The following is a 10,238-nucleotide window of genomic DNA, read 5'->3' as shown; positions in this document are numbered from 1 at the left end:
ATACAACAGGTTTATCACTTGATAATTGCTGTATTGTTCCTTTTCCAGCAAATCCTTCTAATAACTCTTTTAAGTCAATTCCAGAAGAAGCTTTTAACGTTTCTTGCATCGTTGCCATTAAATCAGTTGCATAACCCGCAACTTTTCCGGCGCCGCTATTTTTACCACCGCCGCCTGTATCAACAACTGTAATTTTATCAATGTTACTAAGCGGACTTGCAACTTCCTTCGCATAACTTGGAAGCATTTTAAGAACCATATCCATAATTGCCGCTTGGCCATATAACTCAAATGCCTCTGCAATTTTTTGCTTCGCTTCTGCTTCTGCTAAACCTTTTAATCTAATAACATCTGCTTCCGCCGTACCTTGTGCTTTTTGTACTTCCGCTTTCGCTTGACCTTGCGCTTTTTCGATTTCCGCCTTCGCTAAACCTTCTACACGTACTTCTTCCGCACGAGCTCTCGCTTCAGCTTCAATCTTATATTGATCCGCATCTGCCTTTTTAATTTGTTTTACTTTTTCTGCTTCCGCTGATTGCTCAACAGCATAGCGATCTGCATCTGCTTTTTTCTTAACTTCTGCATCATATTGCTTTTCACGACGCGCAATCTCTTTTTCTTCTAACTCGATTTGCTTTTCACGCTCAATGATTTTAACGCGCATTTGCTCTTCTGTAACACCTTGTTGTGCTTTCGCTTGTTGTAATTCGTAAGAAAGATCCGCATCTGCACGGGCTTGCTCTTGTTCCCTCTTATAGGACTGTACTTTTAATTCTTTATGTTTTTCAGCTTCAGCGATTTGTGCATCACGTTGATATTCTGCTTCTTTTGCCTCTTTTTCAGCACGTGCTTTTTCAATACGTGCTTCTTTTTCACGCTCTGCGTTCGCAATTGTTGCATCACGCTTAACGGTCGCAATTTGCGGCTGACCAAGCGCATCTAAGTATCCGTTTTTATCCATTATTTCTTTAATTGTGAAAGAAACAATGCGAAGTCCCATCTTCTTTAAATCTGTAGAAGCTACTTCATGTACCTTTTGAGCAAATTGCTCTCTATTACTATACGCATCCTCTACTGTCATAGAAGATAAGATTGCACGTAAGTGACCTTCTAAAACCTCTTTTGCTTCTACTTTTAACTCTTCCGTTTCTTTTCCTAAATATTGCTCAGCTGCAGTAGATACTTCTTCAATTGTAGAACCTACTTTAATAATAGAAACACCATTTACTGTAACTGGAACACCTTGCTTCGTATACGTATCACGTGTACCAACTTCTAATTTGTAGTTTAATAGGCTTAAAGGTTCTGCTCTTTGCATAATTGGAACTACGAAAGTACCGCCCCCGCGGATAATCTTAATCTTCTTTCCATCATCAGTGGTAACAACATTCTTTCCTCCACCAAGCCAGTTCCCTGTAACAATTAACGCTTCATCTGGACCAACCGTACGATACTTCGTAATGAATACTAAAATGAGTAGAATTAAAATTGCCAGTAAAACTCCACCGATAATTAATGGAATCGTCATGTAAATTCCCCCTTATAATTTTGGTTTCTTTAAAGAATAAGCGATGTTTTGTACAAGTAAAACACCATCTTGGACTCCCTCGATAATAACCTCTGTTCCTTGCGAAATATCTTTTTTTCCAACTGTTTTAGCTGGGATTGCATTACTTCCAAATTGGGATAAAATTAATACTTCACCAAATCCTTCTGTAGGAATTGTCGTAATGACTTCTCCTTTGCAACCGATAAATTCATCCATACGTTGTACGGTATTTTGCTCTGCTTCTGCAATCGGTTTTAAAATTAGTATTTTCATGATGAAAACACCGATAAAAGATATAGCAAATGCAGCCCCAAAAATAGTAATACTATTAAAGGAAAACAAATATTCTCCTATATAACTAAGCCCACATAACATGGCGAAGAAACTAAGTAATAAAGTAACAACGGATACAGCTCCGCCCCCAAAACTAAATATCGATTCAAATATATCTCCAAAGAAGATATAAATAACAGTGGGTATAGTAGCAATAATAAATCCATATAAATAAATTGTTTCAAGTGGATAACCAAACAAGACCATTTCTTATCCCCCTTTCTTAAACAATCCCTTTTTTGTTATATGTATGCCCCACCTCTTTCAAAGATTATAGTTCTTAATTTTCAGTTATTTACCTTTTAAAGAAAAGCCTGTAAGACAGGCCTCTAAAAAAGAACAGGAGAAACCTATTGTGACAGGCTCCTCCTAGAAAATAACCGATATATTATATATCTATATAATATACTATTTTCCACAAAAAGTAAAGTTAAACATACATTGGAAAGACACTTATTTTACTGATAATTTGTACGTTCCATCACCATTATCATATTTATATACATACAAGTAATACTTGCCTGGTTTTGCATTAAATTTCGCTTCTATATGATTCCCATTGGCTTGACCGTAAGCTGCATAATTTTGCATATCTGATTCATGGTGAAGTACCCATGTCATCCCAATTCCATACTCATTTAAAACAGAAATGTCGATATCTTTCGCTGATGCTACATTAAATGTATAAACATCAGTGTGGTCCCCGCCAATAAGACTGCCTTTTATCGTACTATTTAGCCCGATACGATTTGCTTCTTCTAGACGATTATTTGGTTCTGATTCTGTTAAACTTCCATCTTTAATCGTAACAGTTGTTTCGCTTCTGCTCTCTTTGCCTTTATCATCTTTTACTCTTAACGATACTTTATAAGAACCTTCTCTTTCATATACATGTACTGGATTCACTTCTGCACTTGTGCTTCCATCTCCAAATTCCCATAAATAAGAAACAATTTTTCCATCTTCATCGTTTGAGCCATCACTTTTAAATTGAATTCCCTCTTTTACAAGACCGCTATAAGGGCCATTTATATTAACCGTTGGAGCTTTATTTTCTCCATCATCTTTTGCGATTCCATGGAAGACTACATCATATTCAAATTCATTTGAACTATTCACACGATAATTGACGAAGTATGCTGTAACAGTTTTGTAGCCACTCCATTCTTTTTGCGCCAATTGTTCTAAAGATTCATTTACTCTTTTACTCATTGCTTTCCAATCTTCTGATTCACCTTTTGTGACACTACCTGTATAAGTACCTTCTAATGTAAATGTATTAAAGAATTGAGAATTATGTTTTGTCATTTTTGTATCTTTCATAGGCAACGTATCACTAATTTCTTTTTTCACTTCAGTTAACGATTTCGGTGCATGTTCAGCTAAATAATCATCTGCTACTTCCGGTACATTATATTTATCTTGATTATCAATTAACTGCTGCATATACTCTTGATACTCTTTATTTAACTTAGGATCTTTACTTAGATTTTCACGATATGCATCATAATTTTTCACGTCATTCGCACGAATCAAATCTTGAATTTTATCAAATGTTTCAAACTGATGCGTATATAAGTAAGACTGCAATGCGAACGAGTAATTATAGAAATCCCAAGAACCGTATTTAGCAAATAGTGTACGCTCTGCTGTATAACGGCTTGCAGGATCAGATGATAATCCGCTAATTATACTCTTTCTTGGTACAACGTTATTCGTACGAGTAGATCCTGCGAAAAACTCTGCATTTCCTTCTTGGAACCAAGTTAGCCTTTCATTTTGATACATATCTCCTCTTCCAAATAAACCAGGAACTTCATATCTCCCTTGCAGATAATGAGTAAATTCATGACGGAATAACTCTTCTAAACTATAAATACTTTGCTCTGGTGTACGCTCATATGTAAAGAATGTACCTGTCTCTTCAATATAAATTCCACCGTTGTTTGTTTCATATCCATACAATTGTCTATTTAACTGATATTCATCTGGACTATTATAAATTACGATCGTTAATACATCATCCGCATTTCCTGGCTCTAACGCTTTGTCATTTCCAATTACACGGTGATACTGTGCCTTTACTTCCTTCGCAGCCCAATATAGTCTCTTAATTTTTTCTTCTGATACTTTATCTCCTGTTTTGAACACAATTGATCCATCGTCGAATGTATACGTTTTTGGTAAGTATTGCTCTTTTCCTTCTTTACGTATTTTCTCTAAATCTACTGTATTCCCGCTATAATCTTTACCATTATAATTTGTTGTAATTTGTTCTACCGCAACAAAATACGGTTCACTTAAGCGCGGGTACATATGCATTGCTTGTGTAACAACCTCTAATCCTTTATTTGGATTACTATGAAACTTCCCTAAACGGCTAGCAAAATAAATGCCATTATTAACAAGCCATTTATTTTCTGGCGTTACTTCATTTAGAAGAGCAATACGATTTATTTCATTAATAAACCCATCTACTTTTCCATACCACATCGTTTCATTCGCTTCTTTACGAGCTTCAGTTAAGTACGACTGTATATCATAGTCAATACCTTGCATGATATCGTATATTGCTTGTCCCTTCATTCGATCATTTACATAAGTAGTATAATTATCATTGTATTGCTTTAAAATATTCGATGCGTATTGAACCGTTTCAACATCGCTTGAAGCATTACTAATTAATTTACCGTATGCAGATACGACTGTATCTTGTTCAACTGTACCAAGCTTAAAGTTTGGATTGTTTGCGATTGCTTTTAAAGCAGGTAAACATTTATCCTGGAAGCTTCTTTCATTTAAGTCGCTTAATTCACTATTATAAAATGCAAGATAAAAAGCTGAACGCAGCACTTCAGTAAACGTTTGAATTCCTTTTGAATCATCTTTTGTAAATGTACTACCTCTATGAGCTAATTCATCTATAATGACTTGCATTTTTCCTTTATCTTTATAAAAAGCCTTTGCATCTTCATTAAACTGGAATAAGTCTGTAATTTGGTGCCACTTAATACTGCCTAACGTTTCAACTAATTCTCGATCATTCATTTTGTTTAAATCAGCCATTGAATAGCTTTCTTTAACTTGCTTTACTGCAGTTTTCTTCGTAATAGATGCTGGTCGCTGTGAAAAATCTCCTACTTTTAAACGTTCTTGAAATGATAAAGTTTCATCAACTTTTGAAATATGTCCAACTTCATCTACCGACTTTTCAATTCCAACCGGTTTCGTTTTCAACACGTTATACGGTACTTTTTCTTCCGCTGCTGCATGAGTTTGAAGTGCGCCTAACGATAAAGCCATTGTACTAATGCTAAGCATCACTTTATTGATCTTTGATTTCTTGTTCATATCCTTGCCCCCTATTTTAATATTCCATTCAAGAATTTAACATAAAATCTGGATGTAACAATATAAAATGCAATATTTCATATTATTTCTTCCTATAATTTGTACATATCGTGAACACATTGATCTTTACCTCCCTAAAACAAATTGCATCCTTTCACATTATAAAAAGGTAATTTTTTGACAATTAAAAACTTAATTGTTATGATTATTATAATTGTTAACTTTATTAAATAAGGGTGGGATTCTATGATAAAAAAAGAAAACAGTGTATTTTATATCTCCTTCTTGCTAACAACATTATTCATTATATGGGGAATTACCCCAGCAAGTTGGATACAAGGCTACGATTTACAAAGTGTTACATCTTCTTTAAACTCATTTATCCTCAATAAATTTGGGTGGTTTTACTCTCTACTTATGACTACAATGATTATTTTGGCTGTTTATTTAGCATTTTCTAAGTACGGTTCTATTCGTCTTGGTAAAGATGGAGAAAAGCCAAAATATAATTATCCATCTTGGCTATCCATGTTGTTTGGGGCAGGAATGGGAATTGGACTCCTCTTTTATGGAATCGCTGAACCGATTTCACATTTTACAGATCCATTAACAGGAAAAGCGGGGACAGAGGAAAGTGCCAAACTCGCTATGCAATATTCATTTTTCCACTGGGGACTCTTTCCGTGGTCACTATACGCAATGGTCGCTTTAACAATTGCATATTTCACATTCCGCAAACAAAAAGGTAGCACTATCGGGGCTACAGTTACTCCATTATTTAATCGATCGAAAAATTCTCGTATCGGAAAAACAGTTGATATTCTAGCTGTTTTAGCCACAGTATTTGGCATTGTGCCATCTGTTGGGATTGGTGCTCAACAAATTGCTGGAGGATTAAGCTATTTATTCCCTTCCATTCATAACACTTTACTTACTCAGCTCGTACTTATAGCTATCTTCGCTGTTTTATATTTAACGAGTGCACAAACTGGCTTAGATCGTGGGATTAAATATTTGAGTAACTTGAATTTCTCTCTTGCAGGTATTTTACTCATCTCTTTCTTACTTTTAGGACCAACTGTATTTATTATGAAATATTTCACATCTACACTCGGTTCTTATATCGGCGCTTTACCTAGTATGGGATTAAATTTAGGAGCATTTAATGAAAAATCTTCTTCTTGGATTGAAAACTGGACTATTTTCTATTGGGGATGGTGGATTTCTTGGTCTCCATTCGTCGGTACATTCATCGCTCGTATTTCTAAAGGGCGCACAATAAAAGAATTTATTTTTGGAGTTGTATTAGTCCCGACTCTTATCTGTACATTTTGGTTTGCAGTATTTGGTGGTACCGCAATCCATATGGAAATGTTCCAATCGCTTGGAATAGCTGATGAAATTGCAAAAAATGGTACAGAGATTGGATTATTTGCTGTTATTTCACACCTACCATTCTCTACATTTTTAACGATTATCGGGTTGATTCTAGTAGCCACATTTTTCGTTACTTCTGCCGATTCAGCAACATTTGTCGTTTCCATGCAAACGAGTAACGGAAGCTTATCACCGAAAAATAGTTTAAAACTTATATGGGGATTAACAATCGCGATAATTGCCGCTATTTTATTACAAGCTGGAGGATTAAATGCACTACAAATCGCAGCTATAATTGCTGCGCTACCATTTTCTATTGTAGTCGTTCTTATGGTTACTTCACTCTTTAAAGAGCTACGAAAAGAAGATGTTAATTTGCAAACGAAAGAAGTGCCGAAAAAAATAAAAAAGGTTATGTAACGATTGGCGCCTCAAATCACTTCTAAATCCGTAATAAAACCCATTCATATGAAATATCATTTTCATATGAATGGGTTTTTCACTCTATTATATAGTGTTGTAAACATGCTTTTTCCTCAAAACCTACTTTCTTGTACAATTTCATCGCACGATCATTATTCGTATTCAAACATAGTACTATCTCTCTCATCCCTTGGAAGGAGAAAATATACTGAATTGCCCCTTGTAATATCCGCTCTCCGACACCTTTTCTTCTACTATTTTCAGCGGTTGCAATAAATTCAATATTCGCTTCATGAAACTCCGGATTTACTTCAACATATACATAACCTTCTAACTTACCATTCTTCATACTTACAAATAATTTATTCGTATCACTTAAACGTTCAATGATTTCATTTCCTTCATAATATGTATTAGGAAAAATATTATTATGTAAAACAATAAACTGCTCAAATACTTGTTGAGATGCTTCCTCTACTTGATTTATTGTACATTGCTCCACATTAGTTTTCTTTAAAATTAAAACGCTATGTTTCTCTTGTTTTTTAGCTTGTAAATATTTCATAAAGTCGATGCCATTACTATTTTTCACGTGATAAAATCCATGAAACTTTTGAATATGAAGTGGAATTTTCTCGATAAGTTTCTTCCACATACTTAAAGCAATCTCTCCCCAATTCGAAGCTATAATAAAAGGCCCCCAAATCTCCGCACTTTCGCTTACCTTATCTATATCAAATCCTAATACACCTACAATTTCATTATTATCATTATAAGAAACGACAAAAGACTTCTCCCACCCTATATCAGAAAAACCATGAAGAATAGCGTCCAATATTTCTTCATGATTTTCCCCGCAATAACCAACATGCTGCGTAATATCTTTATTCATCATCGAAATAAATTCTGTAGCTTCTTCGATCTTTGAAATAGAATTAATATGCATAACTTCCCCTCCTTTTCTAATACACTTAGACAATCACTAGTAATATCCTTCTCTAGTAAAAAAAGACATCATCATATGCATGTTTCTAATAAAACCGCCATGATAATGTCTTCTCAAAAAAGCAAAAATCAATTATATATAATAATAAGATTAAACGTTATTTATTTCTTAAATAATCTCTTTCTAAATACGAACATACTTAGTGCGGAAAGAACAAGTGTTATGCCAGAAAGTAAAGTCGAAGTGCTAGCTTCACCGCCTGTTGATGGTAAAAATTTCTTGCCTTCCTCTGGCTTATTAGTATGTTGTTTATTTAAAGTGTCTGCTTTTCTTCCCTCGTTTTCAACAACTTGATTATTCCCTTTTGGCTCTTGATCCAATCCTGTTGCTGATTCTTTTACTTCTTTCTTTGGTTCTTTCGCTTCTTCAACTTCTTTTGTTGGCTCTTTTTCTTCTTCTTTTGTACCTTCAACTTCTTTTACCGGCTCTTTCACTTCTTCTTTTGTTTCTTCAACTTCTTTTACCGGCTCTTTTTCTTCTTCTTTCACTTCTTCTTTTGTTTCTTCAACTTCTTTTACCGGCTCTTTCACTTCTTCTTTTGTTTCTTCAACTTCTTTTACCGGCTCTTTTTCTTCTTCTTTCGATTCTTCAACTTCTTTTACTGGTTCTTTCACTTCTTCTTTTGTTTCTTCAACTTCTTTTACCGGTTCTTTCACTTCTTCTTTTGTTTCTTCAACTTCTTTTACCGGTTCTTTCACTTCTTCTTTCGATCCTTCAACTTCTTTTACCGGTTCTTTCACTTCTTCTTTTGCTTCTTCAACTTCTTTTACTGGTTCTTTCACTTCTTCTTTTGTTTCTTCAACTTCTTTTACCGGTTCTTTCACTTCTTCTTTTGTTCCTTCAACTTCTTTTACCGGTTCTTTCACTTCTTCTTTTGTTTCTTCAACTTCTTTTGTTGGTTCTTTCACTTCTTCTTTTGTTTCTTCAACTTCTTTTGTTGGTTCTTTCACTTCTTCTTTTGCTTCTTCAACTTCTTTTACCGGTTCTTTTACTTCTTCTTTTTCCACTATATTCTGTATAACTGTTCCGTTAAACCTTATGCTAATTTCATCAGAATCTAAATCAAATTTATACACCTTTTCACCTGGCGTATTCCATTTTATTACTCCGTTATTAAACGTCCCTCCCTCACTTGTCAATTGAATATTTTCAATACTTTCTCCTTCTAAATCATATACAGGAACTTGAATTTCTTCGTTTATTTTTGCATCATTTAAAATGATATTTTGTCTTCCAACATCAATTGTAAACCACTGCCCTAATTGTATTAACGGCCTGACATCACGAATCTCATTCCCAGCTAGATTTAAGCTAAATAAGTTTAGCATGGAACCAATAACCGTTACATCTTTAATATGATTGTCCGCAAGATTTAACCACTGTAAATTTTCCAATGAAGATAGTGGTGTTATATCTTCAATTTGATTATGAGATACATTCACATTATTCAATTGTTTCAAGTTTGAGATGAACTCAATATTTTTCAGGCCTACTCCTTCTAAAGTGAGTTTTTCTAAGTTCGTCATGTACTCTAAACCTGTTATATTTTTTATCTCATTTCCATTTTCTTTAAGTATCTCTAATTTTTTAATCTGTAATAAATCTTGTTTTGTAATAGGAGCGTTTAAATTCTCTCTACCTAAATTCTCTTTATTAATATGTTGTTGTAAAGTTTTATCGAGAATTACATTTTGACTTTCTTTTTGTTTTTCAACTATATTCTGTATAACCGTACCATTAAATCTTATTTTACTTTCAGTAGAATTAGTATCTAGTTTAAATTCATATATTTTTTCTCCAGGACTATTCCATTTTATAAATCCGTTATTCAGAGTAGCCCCTTCACTTTGCAAATTAATATTTTGAAGTGGCTCTCCTTTAAGGTTGTATACTGGGATTTTTATTTCTTCATCTACGCTTCCTTCATTTAAAAAGATTTTTTGTCTTTGAATATCAATTGAAATTCGCTTACCTAATTCCTCAACAGGCCTTACGTCAAAAATTTCATTTGCTCCAAGATTTATCTCATGTAAATTTGTTAAAGTGCTCAACGGCGATATATCAGAGATATAATTCTCTTCTAAATTCAGCACTTGTAAATTTCCTAATTGCGATAATGATGATATATCTTTTATTTCACTATCAGAAATTTCTAGTTCAATAAGATTACTCATTTTACTAATAGATTCAACATTATTA

General features: G+C 33.9%; 6 protein-coding genes. 1 reads left to right on the top strand and 5 read right to left on the bottom strand.

What is annotated here, in order from left to right; genetic code table 11:
* The 3 genes from ACQGSG_RS22845 to colA all read right to left on the bottom strand — a co-directional run.
* Positions 1–1,528 (bottom strand): flotillin family protein (locus ACQGSG_RS22845; protein ID WP_426948086.1); only part of this gene is annotated, 1,528 nt, incomplete at its 3' end.
* A gap of 12 nt (positions 1,529–1,540) precedes the next feature.
* Positions 1,541–2,089, bottom strand: a complete 549-nt coding sequence (locus tag ACQGSG_RS22840; RefSeq protein WP_426948084.1) for an NfeD family protein — start codon at positions 2,087–2,089, stop codon at positions 1,541–1,543.
* 246 nt (positions 2,090–2,335) lie between these two features.
* Positions 2,336–5,233: a collagenase ColA gene (gene colA / locus ACQGSG_RS22835; protein WP_001036424.1), complete on the bottom strand. Its 2,898-nt coding sequence runs from the start codon at positions 5,231–5,233 to the stop codon at positions 2,336–2,338.
* A 246-nt stretch (positions 5,234–5,479) separates the two neighbouring features.
* Here colA and opuD point away from each other — a divergent pair, with 246 nt between their 5' ends.
* Positions 5,480–7,030 carry a glycine betaine transporter OpuD gene (gene opuD / locus ACQGSG_RS22830; protein ID WP_000591579.1) on the top strand — a complete coding sequence of 517 codons (1,551 nt, stop codon included), beginning with the start codon at positions 5,480–5,482 and terminating at the stop codon, positions 7,028–7,030.
* Positions 7,031–7,109: 79 nt separating this feature from the next.
* Here opuD and ACQGSG_RS22825 read toward each other — a convergent pair whose 3' ends face one another.
* Positions 7,110–7,979 carry a GNAT family N-acetyltransferase gene (locus ACQGSG_RS22825; protein WP_000547924.1) on the bottom strand — a complete coding sequence of 290 codons (870 nt, stop codon included), beginning with the start codon at positions 7,977–7,979 and terminating at the stop codon, positions 7,110–7,112.
* 161 nt (positions 7,980–8,140) lie between these two features.
* The coding region (locus tag ACQGSG_RS22820) for a leucine-rich repeat domain-containing protein (protein ID WP_426948081.1) at positions 8,141–10,238 on the bottom strand (2,098 nt) is incomplete at its 5' end.

Source organism: Bacillus sp. GMa5/1, from assembly GCF_050172015.1.
GTDB lineage: Bacteria > Bacillota > Bacilli > Bacillales > Bacillaceae_G > Bacillus_A > Bacillus_A cereus.
This window is presented reverse-complemented; position numbering and strand designations above follow the sequence as displayed.